Below are 21,990 nucleotides of genomic sequence, written 5' to 3'. Positions count from 1 at the left end.
GCGCCGTGGACGCGAACATCGCACGCACCTACCTCATGGCCGGCCTGAACGAGATCGAGAAGAAGCAGGCCGACTGGACCCGGCGCGAGAACTACCGCAAGGGCGTGCAGGACCTGCCGTACGCGCCGCAGGGCGTGAACGACGAGTACATGGCGCTGCGGGAACAGGCCATCGCGAACGTGCTCGACATCGCGATGGGCGCGCCGGTGCAGCGGCTGCGGGCCGAGGGCTTCCGCACCGGCCGCAAGGGTGACGCGGATCAAGCCGCGTGGGACGAGGTGTGGCAGCCGAACAAGCTCGACGCGCGGCAGGCCATCGTTTACACGGAGATGGTCACCCACGGGCGTGGGGTCATGTCGGTGTGGCCCAACACGAAGAACCCGAAAACCCCGTACATCCGGGTGGAGTCCAGTCGGCGAGTCCACATCGGCATGGATCCGGAAGACCCGTTCACCCCGCTGTACGCGGTCAAGACGTTCACGGTGCAGGACGTCACCACGAACGCCCTGATCCTACCCGGCGGCTACTCGGGTACTCGCGAAGTCGCCGTCGTGTACGACAGCTCGACGTGGGTCCGGTTTGAGAAGGGCGGCCGGACCGGCTGGGGCGTATGGACGATCGTCGACTCGGGGACCCACCCGCTCGGCGCCGTGCCGTTCGTGCCGTTCGACAACAAGCCCGACGGCGACGGCGTGCCGTTCCCCGCGATCGTGCCGCTGATGCCGCAGCAGGACGCGTTGAACACCATCCGGTTCAACACGCTGTTGGCGATGCAGTTCTCGGCCTACCGGCAGCGCGTATTCACCGGCTATGACCCGGTGCTGCGCGACAACGCCGGCAACGTCATCTACCAGAAGAACACCGACGGGTCCTTCGTTCTCGACACGAACGGGCAGAAGAAGCCGGCCCTGTCCTCGCCGGGCCGGGTCGGCGTCGACCGAGCGTTGGTGTTCCCCGGCAAGGACACGAAGGTGTTCGACCTGCCGGAGTCGAACCTGCAGAACTACATCACCGTGCTTGGCGACTTCATGACCACGTTGTTCGCCACCGGCCAGATCCCGCCGCAGTACCTGTTGAACCGGCTGGCGAACCTGTCCGGGGACGCGCTGGCGGCCGCGGAATCAACGCTGGCGTCCTTGGTGGACGATCTGAAGCGGTCGTGCGGGGAATCGCTCGAGCAGGTGATGCGGCTGGCCAACAGGGCGCGCGGCGAGAACGAGCCGGACCTGTCGTCGGAAGTGATCTGGGCCGACGCGGAGGCACGTAGCTTCGCGCAGATCGTCGATGCGATCACCAAGCTGATCGGCCAGGGCTTCCCGCGTGAAGGCGCGTTCGAGATGCTGCCGGGTGCGACGCCGCAGAAGGTGTCGCGGTGGATGGACATGGTCCGGGCCGAAGAGCAGGACCCGTACCTGCAGAGCCTCGACGCCAAGGACAACCCCCCGGTGCCGCAACTGCCGCCGGCGGGCGGCTAGCCATGCTGCAGGCGCTTCCGTCTGCGGCCGACGAGTACGGGCGCTCGCAGCGGTCGACGAACCGGAAGACGGTGCGGTCGGTGCTGCGGTCGTGGCGACGCATGACGCCGGATTTCGAGGTCTCTTACTCGCGGATCGCCGCGCAGCTGTTCGACACGGTCGTGCAGGGGCAACGCGAGATGGCGCGCGAGGCCGCGGACTACATCCCGGCTGTGCTGGACGAGACCGGACAGGTTCGGGCGGCCGACGCCATCGCGCGCGTGTCCACCGCGCCGCTGATCGGGGTGGCGGGCGACGGGCGTGCGCTCGACTCGCTGCTGTACCAAGCGATCATCCGGGCGAAGACTCGGGTGGGCGAAGGAGAGACCGCGCGGCAGGCGCTGCGCGGTTCGGGCGAATGGCTGTCGAAGGCCGTCGGGACGGTCCTGTCGGACACTGGCCGAGCGGCGGAACGGCTCGAGGTGGCGGTGCGCCCGATCTCGACCTACGTGCGGATGCTCAACCCGCCGTCGTGCTCAAGGTGCGTGCTGCTGGCCGGAAAGGTCTACCGATCGTCAACGGCGTTCCTCCGGCACCCGGGTTGCGACTGCAGGCACATTCCATCCCCGGAATCGGTCGACGGTGATCTGTTGGTGTCGCCGAGGGGCTACTTCGACAGCCTCAACGCGGCCGACCAAGACCGGATCTTCACGAAGGCCGGGGCGGAGGCGATCCGAGCCGGTGCGGACATCGCGCAGGTTGTCAACGCCCGCCGCGGCGCATCAGGACTTGCGCCAGCGGCACGGTTGACCGCCGACGAGAAGCGCGCGATCAGCTCGGGGCGGCTTACGCCGACCCGGGTGTTCGGGCGGGACATCTTCGTCACCACCGAGGGAACGACTCGGCGGGGGCTGGCCGGACAGCGGCTGATCGCGCGCGGCGCCCGGCTGCAGGGCGAGACCGCGGAGACGGTGAGCCGGCTTTCGCGCAGCGGCGCCGTGCAGCGGCGGGTGACCCGGCAGCGTGTCCAGATCCCGCGGCTGATGCCGGAGTCCATTCAGCAGTTGGCGACGAGCAAAGAGGACTACCTCCGACTGCTGCGCCTCAACGGCTACATCCTGTAGCCCAACGGTTCCCCCGATTCCGGGGTGTGCGTGACCGCTGCGCTCTCAGCGGGTGAAGGACACGAGCATGACCAACCCCAACCCCGCGCCGCCCGCCCCCGCGCCTGCTCCGGCCCCCGCTCCGGCGCCCGCGCCCGCCCCGGCTCCGCCCGCTCCGGCCCCGGCTGCAGACGAGAAGAAGTTCACGCAGGCGGACGTGGATCGGATCATCGCCGGGCGGCTCTCGAAGTTCGCCGACTACGACGATCTGAAGGCGAAGGCCGACGCCGCCGCGGCGGCGAATCAGACCGACCTCGAGCGGGCGGTGGCTGCGGCGAAGCAGGAGACCGAAAACGCCGTCCGGGCCGAGTCGAACAAGGTCCTGGTGAGTTCGGAGGTTCGCGCCGCGGCCGCCGAACTCGGATTCCGCGACCCCGCCGACGCGCTCGCGCAGTACGGCGAGGACGCGCTGAAGTCGGTGAAGGTCGAAGCCGGCGGCGTGGTCGACAAGGCCGCGGTGAAGGCACGGCTCGAAGAGATCGCGAAAGCGAAGGCGTACCTCCTGAAGGACGGCACGCCTCCCGTGGCGCCGCCCGGCTCCGCCGGCATCGGCGTCGGCGGCGGTGCTCCGACGGAAGTCGCGCCGGGCATGGCGCGCCTGCAGGCCGCGTACGCGGCCAGTCCCCACAACAAGTAACCCCCCGGGCCGCAGAGGCGGCCGGGCGAAACAGAACGGAGAGCAGCCATGGCTGTGACCCTGGCCCAGGCCGCCCTGCTGTCGCAGAACTCCCTGCAGCGCGGTGTCATCGAGACCTTCGTGCAGGCGAACGCGATCCTCGACCGGATCCCGCTGATGTCGATCGAGGGCAACGCGTACGCCTACAACGAGGAGGCGACCCTTCCGGGGGTGGCGTTCCGGTCGGTGAACGAGGCGTACACCGAGTCGACCGGCACGGTGAACCAGAAGTCCGAGTCGCTGGTCATCCTCGGTGGTGACGCCGACGTCGACCGGTTCATCGTGCAGACCCGCGGCAACCTGAACGACCAGCGCGCCACGCAGACGGCGATGAAGGTCAAGGCCGCGTCCTACAAGTTCTCCGACACGTTCTTCAACGGAGACGTCACGGTCGACTCGAAGTCGTTCGACGGCCTGAAGAAGCGCCTCACCGGCGCGCAGGTCATCGACGCCGGCACCAACGGAGCCCCGGTCCTCGGCAACGGCGGCAGCGACGCGCAGGCGTGGTTCGACGCGCTGGACGCCCTCGTCGCGCAGGTTCCCGGCCTGACCGGCGACAACGGAGCCATCTACGCGAACGCCTCGGTGATCGCGAAGACGAAGTCGGCGGGGCGCCGGCTCGGCGGCGTCGAGACCGTCCGCGAGGACTCCACCGGCAAGCGCATCGTGCAGTGGAACGGCATCCCGATGCTCGACCCGGGCAACACCGCGGCCGGCGCACCGATCCTGCCGCAGACCGAGACGCAGGGCACCAGCAACATCGCGTCCTCGGTCTACGCCGTGAAGTACGGCAACGACGAGGGCGACCAGGCCGTCACCGGCCTGACCAACGGCGGCGTGATGGTCGACGACCTCGGCTTCCTGCAGTCGCAGCCGGTGTACCGGACCCGGATCGAGTTCTACTGCGGTCTGGCCCTGTTCGGCGGCAAGGCGGCCGCGCGCCTGCGCGGCGTGCTCGCGTCGTGAAGGGCTCGAGCTACGCCCTGCGCTACGAGATCCGCGACCCCAAGGGCCGTCGGGTCGGCGAACTCGTCCCGGAACTGCACGCCGCGATCGCGGCGTGCCAGGTCGTCAACGACGAGCGCGACGACGCACACGCGTGCGTCGTCGCGCAGGTGTACGTCCCCGTTCCCATCCGCTGACAGGAGAAGAAGGCATGGTTCAGAGGAAGCCCACCGAGGCGAAGACCACCCTCGACAACGACGTCACGAAGCCGTCGGTCACCGCCCCGGGCGACGGCCCGGCGGACACCACCGACCCGACCGAGATCGCCGTGTCGGTCCCGCCGCAGCCCGGCGACGAGGCGATCGCGGTCGGCACCGTCAACGCGGTGAAGCCCGTCGCCCCGCCGGAGAAGCCGAAGCTCGAGCGCGAACACCGGATCGAGAAGTACGAGGCGACCCGGCCCGACGGCAGCAAGGTGACCGTGACGCACAACATCGACACGGGCGAGACCACCGCGTCCTGATCGGAAGGGGCCGGCCGTGGCATACGCAACGCTCGAGGACGTGGTGAAGAGCCTCGGTCGGCCCATCGCAGCGGGCAGCCTGCAGGGCGACCAAGTCGAGCAATGGCTGTCCGACGTCGAGCTGATCATCCGGGCGCGGCTCGGCGACCTGGCCGCGCTCATCGCCGCCGATCAGCTCGACGTCGAAGCGCTCGTCTACGTCGAGCGCGAATCGGTCATCCGCAAGGTCCGCAACCCCGAGGGCAAGGTGTCCGAGGACATCGACGACTACCGGTATCGGCTCAACGCCGACGCCGCGAAGGGGTCGATCTTCGTCACCGACGACGAGTGGGCGCTGCTGGCCCCGCAGGCGTCTCCCGCGGCGGGCGCGTACAGCGTTCCCCTCGGCGTGCCCTGGGGTGCTCCGTGACCGCCCTTTCAGCCGTGATGGCCGGCCGGGCAGCCGCAGAAGCGCAGATGCTCGACACCTGCGTGATTCGAGCGGTCACCGGGCACGGTGACCCCGACCCGGAGACCGGGAAGGTCCAGCCGGTCTACGGGGCGCCGGTGTACCAGGGCCGGTGCAAGCTGCAGTCGCAGCAGCCAGCGGCGTCCACACCGAACGCGGGCGATCGCGTCTACACGGTGAACCCGCTGTTCCTGAAGCTCCCGGTCGACGGGACCGAGGGCGTCGTGACAGGGATGGTCGCGGAAATCCTCGAGTGTCCGGGCGACCCGGCGAACGTGGGCCGGGTGTTCCGAGTCAGGTCGGGCGACCGGAAGTCGTACGCGACGGCGTTCCGCCCGATCGTGGAGGAGGTGACGTGAGATGGCCACAGTGGACACCCACGAGCTTGCCCGGCTCGCGGACGATCTCGACGCCGTCCCGGCGGAGAAGCGGCCGGAGATCCGGAAGGTCGTCGAGCGCGGCGCGCTGAACATCAAGAACGGGCTCCGGCAGGACGCGGCCGGGCACCCGACCTACCGCCTGTTTCCGCTGTCGATCTCCTTCGACATGACGGGCGAGTTCGAGGCCGAGATCGGGCCGGACAAGAGCCGCGTGCAGGGCCCGTTGGGCAACATCCTGTACTTCGGAACGTCGAAGAACGCGCCACAACTTGACCTCGAGTCACCGCTGCGGCGGGAGACTCAGCGCTTCGTCGACTACCTCGCCGACGTCGCCGAGGACATCTTGTGACCGGCCCGGTCGCCGCGCACCGTGCGGCGGTGAAGGCCCTGCTCGAGCCGTTGATGACCACGATCCCGGGCTACCCGGGTGGACAGGTGTCCGCGGAGCCCGAATTTCCGTACTGGGTGCTGTTCCTCGGCACCGGGACCGACGACGACACCAAGCTGTCCGGTGATCCGGACGAGCTGACGTTGCGGTTCCAGGTCAACTCGGTGGGGCTGACCGACGACTCGGCGGTGACCGTCGTGGACAAGACACGCGCGCTGCTGCTCGGCGCGCGCCCGGTGGTCGCCGGCTGGTCCTGCCACCGAATCCGGAGAGTTCCGACCGACGTTCCGCTGCAGGCGGACACGGACGTGACGCTGCCTGACGCCAATCTCCACCCGATGTACGCGGTGGACATCTACGAACTCGTGTCCCGAAAGGACTGACAGTGGCAACCATCACTCGCGCACAGGCGAAAATCTCGGGGACGGTGCTGACCGCGACCCCGGCAACGGCGGGCCCCGACAAGGTCGCCCCGGGCGACTCCGGCGCCGGCACCTACGTCTTCGTGCAGAACGGCGGCGGCGCGTCGATCACGGTCAACGTGGCCGACCCCAACGCGCCGAAGTACGGCCAGACGCTGCCGCCGATCACCAGCGTTCCGGTCCCGGCGGCCGGCGTCGCCGTGATCGGCCCGATTCCGGCCGACCTGGCGCAGCCGTCGGATGCGCTGGCGTGGCTCACCGCGTCGGCGACGGCGTCGGTCAACTTCTACGCGTTCAGGGGCTGAGTCATGCCGGAACTGGTGCTCGCGCAACACGAAGAGACCGGCCACGTCGCGGAGTTGTCCGACGAGGGTCTGAAGTTCGGGATGCACCCGGGCTGGGTGGCCATCAACGGTCTCGACCCCGAGCAGACCGCAGGGGTCGGCGAAGACCCCGTCCCGGCCCGGCCCGAGGTGGCCGGCCGAAAGAAGCCCGCCGGCAAGGCGCCGGAGGAGTCCGCCGACACCGAGTCGGCCGAGAAGTAGGGAGTAGACCATGGCCGACATGCTGTCGGACGGCAACAACAGGGTGTCGTTCGTCCCGGCGATCGCGAACCCGGCCGCGCCGACCGTCGCCGAGCTCAACGCGGGCACGAGCCTGGAGGGCCTGATCATGGGCGATGGGCTCGACATCAACACCGACGAGGACACGGTGACGGCCGACAAGCTGTCCGAGACCACGCACTCGGAGTCTCCGGGCCGGTCGAAGACGACGATCCAGCTGACCTGTGTTCGTAAGGACGTCCCGGCGCAGGACGTCGCGTGGACGACGCTGCTGCGCGGCCTCACGGGCTACCTGGTCGTGCGCCGTGGTGTCGCGTACACGACGGCGTGGACCATCGGGCAGAAGCCGGAGGTGTACCCGGTGAAGTTCGGGCAGCGCCGGATGCTGAAGCCCGAAGCGAACGGCGTCGAGAAGTTCATGTCGCAGGGCTACAACACGGCGGCGCCGGTGCTGGACGCCGTCGTCGCCTGACGCCCTTCCCCCTGACGCGCCGTCGCGGCTCACCCCCCAGCTCGGGCCGCGGCGGCGCTTTCGCATACCTGGAGCTGGGGAGCTGGGAGAAGACCGTGGAAAGCAAGGACCTGAAGGCGCTCATCGCCTCGGCGAAGCTGCCGGAGAAGACCGTCCCGCTGTGCGTGCGAGGTGACCTGCAGGCCGAGTGGGAAGACGCTGACCGGCAGCTGATCGCGGTGAAGTCGCAGAAGTCGAACACCCTCGCCGGCAACCCCGAGGAAACCCGACTGGCCGAGCGCGTCAAGCAGCTCGAGAAGGAGATGGCCGAGTCGACCATCATCCTCCGGTTCCGCGCGCTGAAGCGCACGGCGTGGCTCGAGCTGCTGGCGGCGCACCCGCCGCGGAAGGACAACGCCGCGGACAAGAGCATGGGCATCAACGGCCCGGCGTTCTTCGCCGCCCTGATCCCGCTCAGCCTCGTGAGCCCGGCCCTCGAGCCCGACGACCTCGCGGCGCTGCTCGAGGTGATCACCGACGCGCAGTACGCGCAGATCGAAAACACCGTGTGGGCGCTGAACCGGAACGACATCAGCGTCCCTTTCTCGTTCACCGCCTCGCAGACAATCCCCGGCTGAGAACGGACGTCGAAGCCGCGATCCGGCTCGGGATCTCGCACAAACGGTTCTCCGGGTGGGAGCCGCGCGAGATCACCGAGCACCGGTACCGCAAGGGCCGTTTGGTCCGGACGGTCACCACGCGCGAGGTGGAGTGGGACGACGAACAGCGTGCGCTCGTGCTGGCGATGCTGCAGGTGCAGGCCGAGACCTGTCACGGGTGTGGCGGGTGGCTGCCTGAGACCACCGCCGATGAGGCCGAGGGGAAGTACGTCGCGGACCCGCCGATCCGTTGCCACCGCTGCAAAGCGGTCAACGCACAGCGGGACTCGTACTACGAGGAGCCGGACATCTACCACCCGGACAGCTACGTCATGTGGCCAGCCAGGGACAAGCGGAAGGAGGGCCCGTGACCGAGCGCACCGTCAACGTGAACCTCCGCGCCAACATCGCCGACTACGTCGCGAAGATGAAGGGCTCGTCGGCGGCGACGCGCGACGCGGAGAAGGCGGCGCGGGACCTGCGCCGGGCGCTCGACGAGGAAGAGGCGTCGGCGGGCCGCGTGCGGGTGGCAGAGGCCAAGCTGAACGAGGTCCGCTCGAGCGGCAAGGCGTCGGCGTCGCAGCTCGCGGCGGCCGAGGAAGACCTTTCCCGCGCGCACCGACAGCACGAGTCCGCGGTGGAGCGGGTCACCCTGGCGAACCGCAAGTTCGTCGAGTCGCAGAAGGCGGCGGCGGGGGAGTCGGAACGGTCGTCGAAGAAGGTCGACGACCAGATGTCGCGGTTGGCGGCACGCACGAACGCGCAGTTCGACGCGCTGAAGTTCACCGGCCTGTCCGTCGGGCTTCCGGCGGCGGCCGCGGTCGGGGCAGCCGGCGTGGGCGCGATCCTGTCCGGCACTGCTGCCGGCTTCGCCGCGCTCGGCATCTACGCGATCTCCTCGAGCGACGACGTGCAGTCGGCAGCCAAGGACATGGCGAACCACGTCCTCGACGACGTCAATCACATGGGCGCCGGAATCCAGGGCGACGTCATCGACGCACTCGGCAACGCCGGCAACGCCTGGGACCGACTGGAGCCCCACGTCCGCGCCGCCGTGGACGGGTCCGGCGCCGCGGTCCGGGAGCTGTCCGGATCGGTGACGGACTTCGCCGAGAACGCGATGCCCGGGATGGTCGTCGCCGTCCGCGAGTCGGAAGCGCCGCTGAAGGGCGTACACAGCCTCGCCGCGCAAGCCGGCGACGGCCTCTCGGAGTTCTTCATCAACGCATCCGCCGGCGCCGAGGGCGCCCGGCAGGGACTGGTCATCTTCGGTGGGTCGATCGCTCTCCTTGAGGCGCGTCTCGGCACCCTCCTGGCGAACTTCGCCACCGGCAGCGCGGGACCGCTCTCGTCGTTCCACGTGATCATCGACGAGGTCACCGGCGGACTCGTCGACATGACCCACGAGGGCTCGAGCGTCATCGGGTTCCTGTCCGGCTTCACCAACACCGGCACCGGCACGGTGTCGATGCTGCGGCTGCTGCTGTCCTTGGTGTCGATGCTCCCGGCCGAAGTCGGGCAAGTGACCGGATCTCTCGCCGCGGGATCGATGATCGCGAGCAAGTTCGGCATTGACGTCCGAGACGGCTTCCGCGGCATGGGCCAGGAGATCAAGAACGCCGAGGGGATCCGCGGGAAGTTCGTGACCGGGCTTGGCAGCCTGGCGGCCGGTTTTACCCCGGCCACCGTCGCCGTGGGCGTGTTTTCCATGCTGCTCGGTCTCATCGGCCAGAAGCAAGCCGAGGCCGCTCAGCGGGCCGCCCAGCACACGCAGGCGATCGAGGACATGACCGAGGCGTACCGGCGCGACAACGGGGTCATCGGCGAGAACGTGCGCCAAACCGCGCTGAAGGCGCTGAGCGACAAGAACGCGTTCCTGTCCAACGACCGTCTCGGCGTGTCGATGGCGACCGTGTCGGCGGCCGCGCTCGGCCAGGGCGACGCGGTGCGGACCGTCAACGACAACTTCCGCGGCTACCTCACGCGGCTCGTGCAGGCTCACCAGGTCGGCGGGGACGTGACGGACATGGTGCTGCGGCAGGCCGACGCCTACGTGAAGCAGGGCGGCTCGGCGGCCGACGTGGTCGACAAGATGACCGCCACGCGCATGGCGTCGCTGGACCTGACCGACGCGCAAAAGGCCGAGTTGGTCACGACGCTGCAGAACGTCCGGGCGATCAACCAGCAGGCCGACGCGTCCGACGCCGGCGCGAAGAAGGCTGCGGAGCTGGAATCGGGACTGCGGCTCGTCGAGTCGATCACGGCGCGCGGCATGACGCCGGCGATGATCGCGGCGCAGGCCAGCGTCGCCGACCTGCAGACGGCGTTCGAGGCGCTGAACAACGCCGGCGGTGACGTCGCGTCGAAGGGTAAAGCGATCATCGACGTGATGCGGGAGATGGCCGGCCAGACCCCGAGTGTCGAGGACGCGCTGCAGAAGTGGAACGACGACCTTCGCGGCATCAAGGACGGGTTCGAAAAGCTCGACCTGAAGAAGCATTCGAAGGACATCGTCGACTCGTCGGGCGCGATCAACACCGCCTCCGAGGCGGGGTCGAAGCTGAAGTCGACCATCGAGCAGCAGACGAACGACTTCGCCGCGTACGCGCAGTCCCTGCGGGAGGCGGGCACTCCGCTGAACGACATCCCGCCGAAGCTGAACGCGATGCGCGACGCGTTCGCCGGGCAGTTGCACCAACTGGGGCTGACCGACGACCAGATCGGGCGGGTCCTCGACCACTACGGCATGGTCCCGGCGAAGGTCATCACGAAGCTGGGGCTCGAGGGCGACACGCAGACCCAAGCGCAGCTGACCGACGTGATGACGAAGCTCGCCGCGGTGCCGGCCGAGAAGGGCATCGTCATGGATGCCCTGACCGACCCGGCTATCGCTGCGCTCGGCGAACTCGGCGACACCGTGGTGAAGATGCCGAACGGGAAGTTCGCGGTGTTCGCCAACACCGAGCCGGGCCGGAAGGCCGCTCAGGACCTGCTCGACAAGGTCGGCAACACCAACGCCACCGCGACCGTGTTTGCGAACACATCGCCCGCGGACGGCGCGGTGACGGACTGGAAGAACGTCACCTCGCAGACGGTCGGGAACACGACCACCTACACCACCGTGGACCCGGCAACGGGGATGGTCCGGCAGTGGAAGGCCACGACCGACGCCACCGGCGCCGTGACGCACACCTACGCAGACATCAACCCGGCCAACGGGCAGGTGCGGGTGTGGAAGCAGAACGCGGACGGCACGTGGGCCGAGGTGCACGCCAAGGCGGACGTAGCGGCCGCGGAATCGCAGCTGAACAACGCGGCTCGAACCCGGACCGCGACGATCCGCGGTGTCTACATCGCACCGTCCACATCCGGGCTCGGCGCGGCGGCGAACCGGCTCGCGAAGGGCGGGCTCGTCGGCTACGCGCGCGGCGGCGCCATCGAGTCGGTGCCGCGGCTGGCGGCCGGCGGCGTGCGGCCGATCGTGCCGCTGGACATCCGGGGCGGCGGGAAGCTCCACGGTCCCGGCACCGGCACGTCGGACAGCATCGTCGCGATGTCGTCCCGCGGGCCGGTCCGCGTCGCCAACCGCGAGTTCGTCGTGAACGCGCAGGACACCGCTATCGCGGAACCGTTGTTGCGGTTCATCAACGCCGGCGGTCTACGCCGATTCGCGAACGGCGGGCCGGTCGAATACGGCTCCGTCCCACAGAGCACGTGGGACAGCTTGTACGCGGCCGGGTGGCGCGGCGACCCCACCGACGGCAGGGAAGCTCTGTACCCGCCGCAGAGCACCGCGCAATCCCGTGTGCAGCAGGCGATCGCGTCCGGCGCCGCCGTGCAGTACGCGCCGCGCGGGGCGTCCGGGCAGATGACGTACCGGTTCGAGTTCGGCCGCGGTTCTGGGCAGATCGAGCGGGCGCTGATCGGGTGGCTGAAGGACACCGTTCGCAAGAGCGGCGGTGACGTGCAGAAGGCATTCACGTAGGGGAGGGCAGATGCCGTTTCCAGCGGGGATGACGATTACCCCGGCGGTGTTGAACCGGTTGGCGGGGGTTGCGCAGCCCCCCGCCAACGACACGTTCACCACGGTGACCAAGGTGTTGTCCGTGGACACGGTCACGTTCACGGCGATTCCGAACCACTTCTACGAGGTGTCGTGGGACTCGCAGATGTCGGCCAGCGTCGCGTGTGTGGCGACCATGAACGCTCGTTGGGAGCCGGGCTCGGGGCCAATCACCCCGACGTCTACGTCGGTGTGGTCGCGGGTCGCGCAGGTCACCGCGGGGAACGACACCTACCACTTCACGCGCACGATCACAGGTCTGTCCGGTGTCGTGACGGTGGGTATCACCGGCTTGGCGAACAACGGGGCCACCGTCACGGCCTACACCGGGCGTGAACTGCTCGTGCAGGACTTGGGGCTGTGATGGCGATCCTCGACGATTTCGTGTTCGAGCTGTGCATCGGCGACAAGTGGCAGGACATCACCCCCGACGTGTACGCCGATCCCGAGATCGTGATCGAGCGCGGCCGCACGTCGGGGACCGGGCAGGCGTCGCCGTCGAAGTGCACCTTTGCCATCGACAACGCGAACGGCAAGTACTCGCCGCGAAACCCGATGGGACCGTACTACTCGGTACTGGGCAGAAATCAGCCGATCCGCGTTGCGCGCAAGGTCGCGTCGGACTCGTTCGATGGCCGGACCGTCACGTCCGGGTGGGGTGCTGCCGACCTCGGCGGGGCATGGTCGTTCTTCAGCAGTGGAGGAACCGACTACGTCGTGAACTCCGGGGTGGGTAAGCACATCATCGCCGGCACGAGCGCATTCCGGCTGTCGTACCTGGCGGGTCAGTTGTTCGGCGACGTGGACGTGTCGGCGACTGTGTCGCTGCCGTTCAGCAACGTTACTGGCGGCAACGTCGAGCCGTGCAACCTGGTCATCGGCGGACTGTCCACTTCGGACTACTTCTTGGTGGCGGTGAAGATCTCCTCTGCCGAGGCGATCACCATCTCTATCAACCATGTCAGCGGAACCATCGTTTCCGCGATCGTGACGAAGGCCCTTGTCTATACCGGGCAGCCGCTGGCCGTGCGGTTTCAGCAGGAAGGCCAGAACCTGCGGGCGAAGGTGTGGGCTGCGGCAGCTATGGAACCGTACGCGTGGGACGTCGAGGCACGAAGCAACCTGCTCGTGAACCGCGCCAAGGGATGGGTGGGAATCAGGTCCGGCGTCGGCGCTGGCAACACCAACACCCCGGTGACGTTCTCGTACGACTCGTTCCAGGTTCGCTCGAACCGGTTCGCCGGCGAGGTGCCGGAGTGGCCGGCGACGTGGGACCCGAACGGCGGCCAGTCGTTCATTCAGGTGGAGGCTGCAGGGGTCAGGCGCAGGATCGGGCAAGGCGAGCCGCAGCTGAAGTCGCCCTACCTGCGCGGCAACCAGACGATCTCACCGCCGCATCTCGCGTACTGGCCCGTGGAGGACGGGAGATCTGCGACGCAGATCGCCTCGGGCATCGGTGGGTCGCCGATGCTGCTGGTCGCTGGCAACACGACGTTCGAGACGAACTCGGACTTTCCCGGTTCGGGGCAGATCGCCGTGCCGAACGCGTGCCGTTGGGTCGGGACGGTGCCGCGGAACTCCGCCACCGGGCAGATCCAGATGGTCTACCTGCTGTCGATCCCGGCGTCAGGCGAAGTCGATCAGGCGACGCTGTCGCAGATCCAGACGACCGGGTCCGCGGCGTTCATCGACTGCTTTTACCAAGCGGGCGGCGGGCTGAAGCTGGCCTTCTACGGGCCGGACCGGGTTGCGTTCCACACGAGCGGAAACATCGCGCTCGCCTTGAACGGGCGCCCGGTGCAGCTGTCGATCGAGCTGACGCAGAACGGCGCGAACGTCGATTACACCGTTGCGATCCTGGAGCCATTTCAGGACATCGGCATCGCGGCGTCAGCCACGGCGCCAAGCTGCACGATCGGCGCGGTGAAGGGCGTGTTCGTCAACGCCTATCGGCAAGCGAAGTCGAGCGCGATCGGGCACGTGGCAATCCGGAATTCGATCACCTCGATTTACACCCTGGCTGACCAGCTCCGGGCGTACTGGGGTGAGGCGTCGAACGCGCGCGTCGCGCGTCTCGGAACCGAGAACGGTATTCCCACGCAGTACTTGTGGGACGGGGCGATCGCCGGCGTGCCCATGGGAATCCAGCGGCAGAACGGGTTGCTGTCGTTGATCGACGAGTGCGCCGACGCCGATCAGGGTTCCGTGCACGAGAGTCGTTGCGGGCTCGGGTTGGTGCAGCGTGCCCGTTCCAGCATGTACAACCAGGTGCCCACGCTGGTGCTGGACTTCAACGCCGATCGGGTGATCCCACCTCTACTCCCGGCCGAGGACGACCAGGAGATTCGGAACGACGTCACGGTCACTCGCCAGGACGGATCGTCATACCAGATCGTGCAGACGACCGGCGCGCTGGCGGTCACGGATCCGTCGAACTCGCGCGGCGTCGGGCGGTACGCGACCGGGGTCACGCTGAACCTGGCCTACGACTCGCAGACCGTTGACGCCGCGGGATGGATGCTGAACCTAGGCACCACCGACAAGCCTCGTTACCCGGGGCTGCAAATCGGCCTGGCCCCGCTTCCGCTGAGCGCGTCTCCGCAGAAGATGTTGGATGCCCTGGCGGTGAACCTCGACGATCGAATCACGGTCGCGAACGGGCCGTTCGTGGACCCGGGAACGGTGTCGCAGCTCGTCCGCGGCTACACCGAACGGTTCGACGGGATTGAACACGTCCTCGAGTTCAACTGCACGCCGGACGCGCCGTACCAGGTCGCGGTACTGGGGTCGACGGCGCTCGGGAGGAGCGACACCGAAACCTCGGTGTTGGCCGGGGCGATGACGCCGACGGCCACCGCCATGTACGTGTACGACTCGACGTGTACGTGGACCACGGACCCGGCGGAAATGCCGATTCCGGTCACCGTCGGCGGCGAGGACATGTCGGTCACCGCGATCACGTCGGAAGCCCTGACGAACCCGACATTCGAGCCGGGGCTGTCACCCTGGACCGCGTCGGGAACGTCGAGCTTCACGCTGTCGTCAACGCAAAAGCACAGCGGCAGTTTCGCCGGGAGGCTGGTGCCGGACGGCGTGTCCGCGAACGTGGGGCCGGCGTCCGAACTCATCCCCGTGGTTGGCGGGATGCAGGTCTCCGTGTCGGTGTGGGTGTGGGTTACCACCGCGACGTCGAACTTCGCGTGCGCGGTGAACTGGTTTGACGCGGCCGGGGTGTACATCACGACGTCGTCGAGCTTCCCCGCGGTACCCGCGGCGACGTGGACGCAAGTGAAGAACGTCTATACCGCACCAGCAAATGCGGCGTCGGCGCAGCTGGTGCCGGTGCTGGTTGGGACACCGTCGGCGGCGCAGGTCTGGTACGTGGATGACGCGTCGTTCCAGGGACCGCAGAGGTTCACGGTAGTTCGGTCGGCGAATGGCGTGGTGAAGTCCCAGACATCCGGGGCGCAGGTGTCCTTGACGCGTCGCGCTGTGCTGGCGTTGTAGGGGGGATCATGGCGTTTCCCAACGGATCCACGGTCACCTCTGGACTCGTTAACCGCTACATGGGTTCGGCGGGGCCGTCAGGCAACGACTCGTTCACGACGGCGACGAAGGTCCTGATTGACGACGCTGTCACGTTCGTAGCCGACCCGAACCACATCTACGTGGCCACCTGGAACACGCAGATGTCGGCGTCGGCGTCGGCGGTGCTGGCGACGGTGTCGATGAGGTGGGAGAAGGGCGAGGGGCCGGTGCTGCCGACCTCGAACGCGTTCCTCACTCGGGTGGCGAACCTCGGGGCCAACAACGACAGCTACCACTTCGAACGGTGCTTCTCGAACCTCTCGGGTCTGGTCACGATCGGGATCACGGCGTTCACCAACACCGGAACCGCCACGGTCTACGGCGGCGCGAACGGTCGGGAACTGCTCGTGAAAGACCTGGGGCTGTGAGGAAAACGGATTGCGAGGGGGTCAAGTGCATGTCGCTGCTGACGCGGTTCCGGCGGGATCGCCGTGGTGGCTATCGCTGGCCGGCCTCGTCGGCGCGATCCTCATCGCCTACATCGGCGCCCGCGCGCCGGTGTGGCTGGAAAAGGCCAAGCTCCGGCTCGGATCCAGTAAGCCAGCCGATCCGCCGGCGACCGTGGAGAAGTCGGCCGCGCCCACGTCCGGCGAGGCCGTGTTGCGCGAATGGCTTCGCGACGAACAGCGGACCGTCAAGCGGCTCGAGCGCCGAGCGGAAGCACTTGAGCGTCGGGCGGATGCGCTCGAGCAGGAGTTGTACCGACGGGGATGGGACGGGAGGCTGCCATGACCGATGACGACCACTTCGACGCCGAGGACTCGCGGTTGGACGAGGGTTTCGCGTTGCTGCGGGAGGAGGCGGCCGACAGCGCGGAGAAGGTGAGCCGGGAGTTCTGGCGCCGATACTGGCCGTGGATCGCGTTCGGCATGGCCACGCTCGCGATCATCGTATCGGTCATCGTGTCCGTCACGGTCGGGCCGGCGCTGTCCGGGTTGTACGCCCGGCAGGACAGCCAGGACGCCGCGATCAGCTACCTGCGCAGCCAGGCGGACGCGGCGAAAACCGCCGGGGACAGGGCGAACGCCGAACTGTCGCGCCGCGGTCAGGCGCAGGTGCCCATCCCGAATCCGGGCCAGGCGTCGGACACCGACGTGATCGTGTCGGCAGCGACGGCCCGCGTGCTGGCTTCGCTTCCGTCGGTGCGCCCGACCGCGGCCGAACTCGGCGCGGGGATCGCCCGCTACGTCGCCGATAACCCCATCACGGTGCCGGGTCCGACGCCGATGCAGATCTCCGCGTCTCTGGCCGGATACCTGGCGACCAACCCTCCGCCGGCGGGTCCGACCGGCGCGGCCGGGCGGGACGGCCAGCAGGGGCCGAAGGGCGACAAGGGCGACCGCGGCGAGCAGGGGCCGGCGCCGACGACCGAGCAGATTCAGGACGCATTCGCCAGCTACCTGCGGGAGCACCCCGAGGCGCTGTGTCCGAAGGGCGGGACCTTCGCGCAGGTGCGGGTGGTCCTCGCCAACGGCGGCACCGCCGACACCTACACCTGCGTGGTGGCGACCAACCCGCCGTCTCCGGCCAGCTCGACGACGGCGCAGCCGTCGCTACTACCCATCCCAGGAGGATGACCATGACCACGAGCCAGAACGGTTTCAGCGCCCCGATCAGCCCCGCCCGGTACAACCTCCCCGGCGGCGCCGTGTCGCTGCGCAGCGGGCCCACGGGGGCGCTCCTGGCGTGGGTGGGGCAGCAGTTCCACGCGCTCGTCGAGCCGCTGGTGTGGCCGGGCTGTTGGGGCTACGCGTACCGCGACATTCGCGGCGCGACGCAGCTGTCCAACCACGCGTCCGGCACCGCGCTGGACCTCAACGCCCCGAAGCATCCGCTCGACACGAATCCGAGCGCGAACTTCACCGCGGCGCAGATCGCCGCGATTCGCAACATCGTGGCGCGCACCGAGGGGTGCGTGCGGTGGGGCGGGGACTACACGGGTCGCAAGGACCCGATGCATTTCGAGATCAACGCCAGTGAAGCGCGGTGCGCCGCCGTGCTGGCCAAGCTCACCGCCGGTGGTGGCGGTTCGGCAACGACAGGAGAGAAGGACATGCAGCTCACCGATCCCATGAAGCTTCAGGACGGCGCCGTGATCCCGGTCGGCAACACGCTGGCGGGGACGTTCGACGCCGTGCGCGGAAAGTCGATCGAGTCGAAGGAGTTCCCCGGGCACTTCGACAACCTCGCCGGTTTCGTCTCGGCGATCGACCAGAACGTGTTGCGGCAGGGGCGCGAGATCACCGCGCTGAAGCAGTCGAACGCCGACCTGTCGGCCAAGCTCGACCGCGTGCTGACGCTGCTCGCGTCGAAGGCGTCCGGCCAGTGACCGGGCAGCACGGCGTTTGGCCGACCGCGGTCGCCTGGTACCAGCGGTTCCGGAAGGCGGTCGCGGCGGTGCTCGCGATCGCCGCGGTGCCCGGGGTCCTCGGTGTGCTCGAGGCGATCGGGCTGCACCTGTCCGCGGGCACGTGGGCGACCATCCTCGGCGTCGCCGGCGTGGTCGTCGGCGGCGGCACGGTGGCGGCGGTCCCGAACGCCCTGTCCGACGACGACCTGACGAAGGCCGCGGCCGCGCGCGGGCTGAGCGTCATCCCCGATCCGCCCCGAGATCTCGGCTAGGCAGTGCACGCGAAACGGCCCCCCGCACCGGAAGGTGCGGGGGGCCGTTTTCGGCGTGTTCGAGGTCAGCGAATGGCGCCCGTTGCGGCTCCGGTGTCGTCGACCGGAACGTGCAGCACGACGGCGAGGACGATCCCCACGACGACCAGCACGGCGGGGACGGCCACCAGCGCCCAAAGGAGGATCTTCCGGATCGAATAGGTGACGGCCAGCTGCTCGAGTGCGGCCTGCAGCATCGGGTCCTCGTCGGCGAGCACGCGGGCTTGGGCCGCTTCGCCAGCGGACATCCGTGCTTGGGTGCTGTGCGGAGCGGTCATGCGGCTGTCTCCCTCGTCGTCTGGTCCGCTGCTATGTCGTCTTGAACGCCGTTCGTGTTGCCTCCCGTGACCGGACTGTGATGTCAGAAGCCGGCGTGCTGCGGGGACCACGACAGGACCAGCCAGAAGAAGGCGATACCGGCGGCTAGTGCCAGCACGACGACGATGATCCGGCGGACGCGCTGTCGGTTCACGATTCGTCGTCGTCGCGCTTGGGCGGGTCGTCGTCGTCTTTGGGATCCGCGGTGTCGATGATCCACCATCCGAGTTTCACGGGGTTCCTTCCTGGGGGGTGGTGAGGTTGCCGGGTACCTCGGGGGTGGGCCGCTGCAGCAGAGGCAGCAGCAAGTCGTCCGGCACGTTGAGGTCGACGACCTCGGCGTGGTGCGTCGAATCGTCGGCGAGGACATCGGCGAGGACTTGGTGCACGCTCTGCCCCTCGTCGAGCGCGGTCGCCCGGTCCCACGCGTCTTGGAGGCGCGGGACGTTCGGGGCGTCGTGGGTCGTGAAGACGACGGCGCGGATGCGCACGGTGTGGCTCCTGGTCGGGTAGGGGTAGTTGGTGGAACCTGCCGGGGCCGGGCGCGCCTGTGCCCTGGATCCCGGCCCCGGCAGGGGGGTGCCGCCCGGGGTCCATTCCGGGGCGGCGTTCCGCGATCACCCGTGGCTCACCGCACGAGCCCGCGGAGTGGAGACCCGGCCGGTGCGCCCGCCACGAGGGAGGAAGGGCGGCCGCGCCGGCCGGGGGTCACGATGGTGTCCTGTCGTCGCCGCTCTCGACGGTCTGCGGCGCGATGGGCGGGCCGGGTAGCGTCAGGCTGGACCACGGGTGCGTGGCGTACAGGGCTGACGCCCGCCCCATCATCTCCTCGGCGGTGTCCCAGTAGAGCCGCATGAGCGACGTCAGCCCCTCGGCGAACGCCAGTTCGCCTATCACGGTGTCCTCGTCCTCGACGAGTTCGGCGAACGCCACACTGCGAGAAGCAACCTGCCGGATCTTCTTCGTCAGCGCGCGGTCGCGCTCATCGGCGGGCACGGGGGACCTCGATCCGGCGATGTTCGTTCTGCCGCGCGCACCACGGGCACGTCCGGCCGACCCCCGGGATCACCTTCTTCCGACTGACGCTGACTTTGAAGTGGGCGAGGGGAAAACGCTGCAGTGTCTCGCACCACGGCAGCACGAGCACAACGCGGCCGCTGTCCTCGCCCCGCAGCTCCCGCCAGGTGTAGAGGTGCGCCCACCCGTCGTCGGCGTACTCGTGCCACTCCCACCCGCCGTCCACCGGTGGCGGGGTCGACATCCGCGGTGGCCTGTCGTCGAGCGCGGTCACTGGCCCGCCCTCGCGCGCCAGCCCGGGACCACGTTCGCACGCAGGATCCCGTACTTTCCGGTGCCCAGGCCGTGGTAGAACAACTCGCGCGCCAGCTCGGAACTGCCGTGCCATTCGGGGGTGTTCACCAGAACCTTGGCGGAGTTCACCCCGACCCCGATGCCGGAGATCCAGACGTTGCCGGCAGCGACAGCGCGCGCGAACACCGCGGCGTGACCCGTCGGAGCGTCAGCTTGCGGCGCCGGGGCTCCGACCGTGGTCGGAGCCCCGGGCCCCGCGCCGGCACCTACCGGGCGCGGGACAGAGGCCGCCCGCGGCGGCGAAGGGAGCTGGTTCGCAACCAGCGACGAGCAAGACATCACCGGCCCTCCCGCTTCCACCACTCTTCGAGCACGCGGCGAATGGTGCTGGGGACCTCGCTGCCGATCTCCTCGAGCGGGATCAGGGCCGTCTTCCCGTCGACCTGAATCGCGGGTTCGACTCGCACGTCTTGCCCGGGATACCGGACGTCAACAAGGCCGATCTTTAGGGTGGTCGGTGTTCCCGATTCGTCGGTTGTGCGGTAGCCCCGCACGAATCGCCAGCCCTCGTCTGCCATGGTCGACCCCTGACCCGATATTCTCGTTCTGCTCGTGTCGCTGGTACCGGGTGGTACCGGGACGGTGGTACCGATCCTGAACCCTGGTACCAGGGGGCGTCAATGCTACCTTTGGGTGACACGAATCCACCCGGATAAGCGCCGGGACGTGTGCGTATTCTCTGGACCATGGGTGGTACCAGGGGTACGAAAGCTGTGACGCGCGGTGCGCAAATGCGGGATGCGCGCCTGACGTATATGCCGGGGAGCAGTGCCCGGTCGATGTCCGAGACGCTGGGGTTCAAGCACCCGACGGTGAGCCGTTGGGAAACCGGGGAGCGCGAACCGCGCCCCGAAGACGTCGCCGCGTACATGGTGGCCATCGGTGCGCCGGCGGACCTTCGAGAGACGCTGGTCGAGTTCGCCCGCGGGTCAGGGCACAAGCCGATGTTGGAGACCCAAGGCCAGTACGCGGCGATGCTTGAGATCGAGCGCACCGCCTTGGAACTCGTGCACGTCGCGCCGGTGCTGATGCCCGGGATGCTGCAGACGGCCGAGTACGCCCGCGCCGTGTACGTCGAGGGTGGCGTGGCCGCCGGATCGATCGATACCCGGGTGGCTGTGCGCATCGGGCGTCAGGCCGCGCTCACGCGCCGCGATCCGCTGCTCTACCGCGCCTTCATCTGGGAGCCCGTGTTGCACGCCGAGGTCGGCGGCCGCGAAGTGCTGATCGATCAGCTGCACCACCTGCTCGCGATGGCGGAGCGCCCCAACGTGACCATCCGGATCATCCCGAACCGGGCATCGTGGAACCCGGGTTGGGAAGGGCCGTTCTCCGTCGCTACCTTCCCGGACACCTCGGAGCGCGGACCGGTCGTGCAGCTCGAGAACAAGGTTTCCGCCCTCTACCTCGACGACGTTCCAGAGGTAGCGCCATACCAGCAGGACGCGGCGCGGGCGGAAGAAGTGGCTATCAGCTCCGAGAAGTCGCGGGAGCTGATAGCCGGTGCCATCAACAGCAAGGAGACGACACCATGACCGTACCCGACGAACAGGGACGGTGGCGAAAGTCAAGGCGTAGCAAGGAAGGTCAGGACTGCGTCGAGGTCGACATGGACCAGCCGGGCGACGTCGAGGTGGGGGTGCGTGACAGCAAGGCACCTCAGGCCGGCGAGATCCGGTTGTCGCGGGCAGGGTGGCGCGCCTTGACCGCAAGCGTCCGCGACCACCAGGCCTGACGGCCGCCCCTGTACGAACAGAACGCCCCGGCACACACCTACTGTGCCGGGGCGTTCTGGCGTCGTGGGGCAGGTGCCGCGCCCCACGTGGGGCGGGCCAAGGGTGTCTGCCCCAGATCTGCCCCACGTTGGGTCAGTCGTCGCAGGTCAGCGGCGTATGTGGCGAATCACTGGGACATCAC

31 protein-coding genes are annotated in these 21,990 nt (G+C 68.6%); 25 read left to right on the top strand and 6 right to left on the bottom strand.

All coding sequences use genetic code 11. The features are described 5' to 3' along the window. Window positions 1-5 precede the first annotated feature (5 nt). From ACERZO_RS49360 to ACERZO_RS49250, 23 genes are all read left to right on the top strand, one after another. Window positions 6-1,475 carry a phage portal protein gene (locus ACERZO_RS49360; protein WP_372672984.1) on the top strand — a complete coding sequence of 490 codons (1,470 nt, stop codon included), beginning with the start codon at window positions 6-8 and terminating at the stop codon, window positions 1,473-1,475. A gap of 2 nt (window positions 1,476-1,477) precedes the next feature. Next, window positions 1,478-2,578 (top strand): hypothetical protein, encoded by a 1,101-nt coding sequence (locus ACERZO_RS49355; RefSeq protein ID WP_372672983.1) that lies wholly within the window; start codon window positions 1,478-1,480, stop codon window positions 2,576-2,578. A 67-nt stretch (window positions 2,579-2,645) separates the two neighbouring features. Then, window positions 2,646-3,254: a hypothetical protein gene (locus tag ACERZO_RS49350; RefSeq protein ID WP_372672982.1), complete on the top strand. Its 609-nt coding sequence runs from the start codon at window positions 2,646-2,648 to the stop codon at window positions 3,252-3,254. A 48-nt stretch (window positions 3,255-3,302) separates the two neighbouring features. Continuing rightward, the gene (locus tag ACERZO_RS49345) at window positions 3,303-4,259 is read left to right on the top strand and encodes a major capsid protein (RefSeq protein ID WP_372672981.1); all 957 of its coding nucleotides are present in this window, start codon (window positions 3,303-3,305) and stop codon (window positions 4,257-4,259) included. Then, entirely contained in the window at window positions 4,256-4,435 is a 180-nt protein-coding gene (locus ACERZO_RS49340; RefSeq protein ID WP_372672980.1) for a hypothetical protein, read from the top strand. The genes ACERZO_RS49345 and ACERZO_RS49340 overlap by 4 nt, the downstream gene beginning before the upstream one ends. A 14-nt stretch (window positions 4,436-4,449) precedes the next feature. Next, window positions 4,450-4,761: a hypothetical protein gene (locus tag ACERZO_RS49335; protein ID WP_372672979.1), complete on the top strand. Its 312-nt coding sequence runs from the start codon at window positions 4,450-4,452 to the stop codon at window positions 4,759-4,761. 16 nt (window positions 4,762-4,777) lie between these two features. Beyond that, window positions 4,778-5,170 carry a Gp19/Gp15/Gp42 family protein gene (locus ACERZO_RS49330; protein WP_372672978.1) on the top strand — a complete coding sequence of 131 codons (393 nt, stop codon included), beginning with the start codon at window positions 4,778-4,780 and terminating at the stop codon, window positions 5,168-5,170. Further along, window positions 5,167-5,568 (top strand): DUF6093 family protein, encoded by a 402-nt coding sequence (locus ACERZO_RS49325; protein WP_372672977.1) that lies wholly within the window; start codon window positions 5,167-5,169, stop codon window positions 5,566-5,568. The genes ACERZO_RS49330 and ACERZO_RS49325 overlap by 4 nt, the downstream gene beginning before the upstream one ends. A gap of 1 nt (window position 5,569) precedes the next feature. Further along, a complete protein-coding gene (locus ACERZO_RS49320; RefSeq protein ID WP_372672976.1) occupies window positions 5,570-5,938 on the top strand; it encodes a hypothetical protein in 369 nt (122 codons plus the stop codon). Further along, window positions 5,935-6,360, top strand: coding sequence for a hypothetical protein (locus ACERZO_RS49315; protein ID WP_372672975.1), 426 nt, complete (start codon window positions 5,935-5,937; stop codon window positions 6,358-6,360). Before ACERZO_RS49320 ends, ACERZO_RS49315 begins: the two co-directional genes overlap by 4 nt. 2 nt (window positions 6,361-6,362) lie before the next feature. Next, complete coding sequence (locus ACERZO_RS49310) at window positions 6,363-6,704, top strand: hypothetical protein (protein WP_372672974.1); 342 nt, start codon at window positions 6,363-6,365, stop codon at window positions 6,702-6,704. A gap of 3 nt (window positions 6,705-6,707) precedes the next feature. Further along, window positions 6,708-6,944, top strand: a complete 237-nt coding sequence (locus tag ACERZO_RS49305) for a hypothetical protein (RefSeq protein ID WP_372672973.1) — start codon at window positions 6,708-6,710, stop codon at window positions 6,942-6,944. 10 nt (window positions 6,945-6,954) lie between these two features. After that, window positions 6,955-7,434 (top strand): phage tail tube protein, encoded by a 480-nt coding sequence (locus ACERZO_RS49300; RefSeq protein WP_372672972.1) that lies wholly within the window; start codon window positions 6,955-6,957, stop codon window positions 7,432-7,434. A 95-nt stretch (window positions 7,435-7,529) separates the two neighbouring features. Further along, complete coding sequence (locus tag ACERZO_RS49295) at window positions 7,530-8,051, top strand: hypothetical protein (RefSeq protein ID WP_372672971.1); 522 nt, start codon at window positions 7,530-7,532, stop codon at window positions 8,049-8,051. Further along, window positions 7,982-8,443: a hypothetical protein gene (locus tag ACERZO_RS49290; RefSeq protein WP_372672970.1), complete on the top strand. Its 462-nt coding sequence runs from the start codon at window positions 7,982-7,984 to the stop codon at window positions 8,441-8,443. Before ACERZO_RS49295 ends, ACERZO_RS49290 begins: the two co-directional genes overlap by 70 nt. After that, window positions 8,440-12,057, top strand: a complete 3,618-nt coding sequence (locus tag ACERZO_RS49285) for a hypothetical protein (protein ID WP_372672969.1) — start codon at window positions 8,440-8,442, stop codon at window positions 12,055-12,057. The genes ACERZO_RS49290 and ACERZO_RS49285 overlap by 4 nt, the downstream gene beginning before the upstream one ends. 121 nt (window positions 12,058-12,178) lie before the next feature. After that, a complete protein-coding gene (locus tag ACERZO_RS49280) occupies window positions 12,179-12,499 on the top strand; it encodes a hypothetical protein (protein ID WP_372672968.1) in 321 nt (106 codons plus the stop codon). Further along, window positions 12,499-15,642 carry a carbohydrate binding domain-containing protein gene (locus ACERZO_RS49275; protein ID WP_372672967.1) on the top strand — a complete coding sequence of 1,048 codons (3,144 nt, stop codon included), beginning with the start codon at window positions 12,499-12,501 and terminating at the stop codon, window positions 15,640-15,642. Before ACERZO_RS49280 ends, ACERZO_RS49275 begins: the two co-directional genes overlap by 1 nt. Window positions 15,643-15,650: 8 nt before the next feature. Further along, window positions 15,651-16,091 (top strand): hypothetical protein, encoded by a 441-nt coding sequence (locus tag ACERZO_RS49270; RefSeq protein WP_372672966.1) that lies wholly within the window; start codon window positions 15,651-15,653, stop codon window positions 16,089-16,091. 25 nt (window positions 16,092-16,116) lie between these two features. After that, window positions 16,117-16,455, top strand: a complete 339-nt coding sequence (locus tag ACERZO_RS49265; RefSeq protein WP_372672965.1) for a hypothetical protein — start codon at window positions 16,117-16,119, stop codon at window positions 16,453-16,455. Continuing rightward, window positions 16,452-17,300 carry a hypothetical protein gene (locus ACERZO_RS49260; RefSeq protein ID WP_372672964.1) on the top strand — a complete coding sequence of 283 codons (849 nt, stop codon included), beginning with the start codon at window positions 16,452-16,454 and terminating at the stop codon, window positions 17,298-17,300. The genes ACERZO_RS49265 and ACERZO_RS49260 overlap by 4 nt, the downstream gene beginning before the upstream one ends. A gap of 2 nt (window positions 17,301-17,302) precedes the next feature. After that, complete coding sequence (locus ACERZO_RS49255; RefSeq protein WP_372672963.1) at window positions 17,303-18,052, top strand: M15 family metallopeptidase; 750 nt, start codon at window positions 17,303-17,305, stop codon at window positions 18,050-18,052. Beyond that, window positions 18,049-18,345, top strand: coding sequence for a hypothetical protein (locus tag ACERZO_RS49250; RefSeq protein WP_372672962.1), 297 nt, complete (start codon window positions 18,049-18,051; stop codon window positions 18,343-18,345). The genes ACERZO_RS49255 and ACERZO_RS49250 overlap by 4 nt, the downstream gene beginning before the upstream one ends. Window positions 18,346-18,410: 65 nt before the next feature. Here ACERZO_RS49250 and ACERZO_RS49245 read toward each other — a convergent pair whose 3' ends face one another. From ACERZO_RS49245 to ACERZO_RS49220, 6 genes are all read right to left on the bottom strand, one after another. Beyond that, window positions 18,411-18,662 carry a hypothetical protein gene (locus ACERZO_RS49245; RefSeq protein WP_372672961.1) on the bottom strand — a complete coding sequence of 84 codons (252 nt, stop codon included), beginning with the start codon at window positions 18,660-18,662 and terminating at the stop codon, window positions 18,411-18,413. A 270-nt stretch (window positions 18,663-18,932) separates the two neighbouring features. Continuing rightward, window positions 18,933-19,193 (bottom strand): hypothetical protein, encoded by a 261-nt coding sequence (locus ACERZO_RS49240; RefSeq protein WP_372672960.1) that lies wholly within the window; start codon window positions 19,191-19,193, stop codon window positions 18,933-18,935. Between the two features lie 217 nt (window positions 19,194-19,410). Beyond that, entirely contained in the window at window positions 19,411-19,698 is a 288-nt protein-coding gene (locus ACERZO_RS49235; RefSeq protein ID WP_372672959.1) for a hypothetical protein, read from the bottom strand. Then, window positions 19,685-19,993, bottom strand: a complete 309-nt coding sequence (locus ACERZO_RS49230; protein ID WP_372672958.1) for a hypothetical protein — start codon at window positions 19,991-19,993, stop codon at window positions 19,685-19,687. Before ACERZO_RS49230 ends, ACERZO_RS49235 begins: the two co-directional genes overlap by 14 nt. Next, window positions 19,990-20,199 (bottom strand): hypothetical protein, encoded by a 210-nt coding sequence (locus tag ACERZO_RS49225; RefSeq protein ID WP_372672957.1) that lies wholly within the window; start codon window positions 20,197-20,199, stop codon window positions 19,990-19,992. The genes ACERZO_RS49230 and ACERZO_RS49225 overlap by 4 nt, the downstream gene beginning before the upstream one ends. 152 nt (window positions 20,200-20,351) lie before the next feature. After that, a complete protein-coding gene (locus ACERZO_RS49220; RefSeq protein ID WP_372672956.1) occupies window positions 20,352-20,591 on the bottom strand; it encodes a hypothetical protein in 240 nt (79 codons plus the stop codon). A gap of 168 nt (window positions 20,592-20,759) precedes the next feature. Here ACERZO_RS49220 and ACERZO_RS49215 point away from each other — a divergent pair, with 168 nt between their 5' ends. After that, window positions 20,760-21,608 carry a helix-turn-helix domain-containing protein gene (locus ACERZO_RS49215; RefSeq protein ID WP_372672955.1) on the top strand — a complete coding sequence of 283 codons (849 nt, stop codon included), beginning with the start codon at window positions 20,760-20,762 and terminating at the stop codon, window positions 21,606-21,608. Next, window positions 21,605-21,808 carry a DUF397 domain-containing protein gene (locus ACERZO_RS49210; protein WP_372672954.1) on the top strand — a complete coding sequence of 68 codons (204 nt, stop codon included), beginning with the start codon at window positions 21,605-21,607 and terminating at the stop codon, window positions 21,806-21,808. The genes ACERZO_RS49215 and ACERZO_RS49210 overlap by 4 nt, the downstream gene beginning before the upstream one ends. The last annotated feature ends 182 nt before the right edge of the window (window positions 21,809-21,990 follow it).

Source organism: Amycolatopsis kentuckyensis, from assembly GCF_041679295.1.
Classification (GTDB): Bacteria; Actinomycetota; Actinomycetes; order Mycobacteriales; family Pseudonocardiaceae; genus Amycolatopsis; species Amycolatopsis kentuckyensis_A.
Note: the sequence above shows the minus strand (reverse complement) of the source record. Positions and strands in the feature narration are given on the sequence as shown.

Coding starts and splice junctions, on each gene's coding strand:
- ACERZO_RS49355 (WP_372672983.1), top strand. CDS start 1,478: ATGCTGCAGGCGCTTCCGTCTGCGGCCGACGAGTACGGGCGCTCGCAG.
- ACERZO_RS49350 (WP_372672982.1), top strand. CDS start 2,646: ATGACCAACCCCAACCCCGCGCCGCCCGCCCCCGCGCCTGCTCCGGCC.
- ACERZO_RS49345 (WP_372672981.1), top strand. CDS start 3,303: ATGGCTGTGACCCTGGCCCAGGCCGCCCTGCTGTCGCAGAACTCCCTG.
- ACERZO_RS49335 (WP_372672979.1), top strand. CDS start 4,450: ATGGTTCAGAGGAAGCCCACCGAGGCGAAGACCACCCTCGACAACGAC.
- ACERZO_RS49320 (WP_372672976.1), top strand. CDS start 5,570: ATGGCCACAGTGGACACCCACGAGCTTGCCCGGCTCGCGGACGATCTC.
- ACERZO_RS49305 (WP_372672973.1), top strand. CDS start 6,708: ATGCCGGAACTGGTGCTCGCGCAACACGAAGAGACCGGCCACGTCGCG.
- ACERZO_RS49300 (WP_372672972.1), top strand. CDS start 6,955: ATGGCCGACATGCTGTCGGACGGCAACAACAGGGTGTCGTTCGTCCCG.
- ACERZO_RS49275 (WP_372672967.1), top strand. CDS start 12,499: ATGGCGATCCTCGACGATTTCGTGTTCGAGCTGTGCATCGGCGACAAG.
- ACERZO_RS49270 (WP_372672966.1), top strand. CDS start 15,651: ATGGCGTTTCCCAACGGATCCACGGTCACCTCTGGACTCGTTAACCGC.
- ACERZO_RS49260 (WP_372672964.1), top strand. CDS start 16,452: ATGACCGATGACGACCACTTCGACGCCGAGGACTCGCGGTTGGACGAG.
- ACERZO_RS49255 (WP_372672963.1), top strand. CDS start 17,303: ATGACCACGAGCCAGAACGGTTTCAGCGCCCCGATCAGCCCCGCCCGG.
- ACERZO_RS49245 (WP_372672961.1), bottom strand. CDS start 18,662: ATGACCGCTCCGCACAGCACCCAAGCACGGATGTCCGCTGGCGAAGCG.
- ACERZO_RS49220 (WP_372672956.1), bottom strand. CDS start 20,591: ATGGCAGACGAGGGCTGGCGATTCGTGCGGGGCTACCGCACAACCGAC.
- ACERZO_RS49215 (WP_372672955.1), top strand. CDS start 20,760: ATGGGTGGTACCAGGGGTACGAAAGCTGTGACGCGCGGTGCGCAAATG.
- ACERZO_RS49210 (WP_372672954.1), top strand. CDS start 21,605: ATGACCGTACCCGACGAACAGGGACGGTGGCGAAAGTCAAGGCGTAGC.